This is a genomic window from Duncaniella muricolitica (assembly GCF_910574735.1).
Lineage (GTDB): Bacteria > Bacteroidota > Bacteroidia > Bacteroidales > Muribaculaceae > Duncaniella > Duncaniella muricolitica.
Map to the genome: position 1 here is coordinate 1 of NZ_CAJTCF010000166.1, position 752 is coordinate 752.

Genomic DNA, 752 nt, shown 5'->3' on the forward strand with positions numbered 1-752 from the left:
ATCTTCCGCTCGCAAATGCGCGGTGTCCGAGACCGCGATTTCTTCATCTTCCGCCTGGTCAAACTGTACGCTTGAATATTTAACACTTCGGTCTACTCAATTTAACATATGCACTGGAATTTCGGCTTGGGCCTCAAAAAGACATAAAATAGACATAAGCTCTCCGGGTCGTTAAACCGGAGAGCTTATGTCTATTTTGTCTTTGTATCCATAAAAAAAATGTGGGGAGCTTCACAGCTGCCCACATGCTTTAACCTAACTTTTTGTTGACTTTAAACTTAATGATAGTAGCTATATGCGGTTGACGTTAATTCTGATGCAAAGTTAATGAAATATTTGTATCATTATGAATGTAACTATTCAGCGGACGCGCCGATGTAGTCGCCGTTTAGAAAAGGGCGAGGATTGCGTTGTAGGGCGAGTTGCCGTGCTTCTTGGTTGTCTCGACGATTGAATGCAGATCCATAAAGGCATCGGCACCGAGGTCTGAACGGAAGCAACCGGAGTTTTTGAGTTTGATTTTCAACTTTCTTATTCCACGTTCTGAGGAGTTGTTGTCCGGCGGTATTGCCGAGTCTCGTAGAAAGTTGAAGATGTAGTCACGGCATTTCAGCAAGCCGTTCTTGAAAGTGGTAAACTTTTCGTTGAGCCTTGATAAATTTTCATCAATGAGATTGTCAAGGCGGTCAAGCCATGACTGAGGGTCAATCGACTCCGTCGGCTTCTGATTCCGTTCATGTATCGCTTCCTGA

At 43.9% G+C, this 752-nt stretch carries 1 protein-coding gene; it reads right to left on the reverse strand.

Annotation, left to right across the window (positions count from 1 at the left end; all coding sequences use genetic code 11):
- Positions 1-388 precede the first annotated feature (388 nt).
- Positions 389-752 (reverse strand): IS66 family transposase (locus QGT73_RS17325; RefSeq protein ID WP_280123259.1); only part of this gene is annotated, 364 nt, incomplete at its 5' end.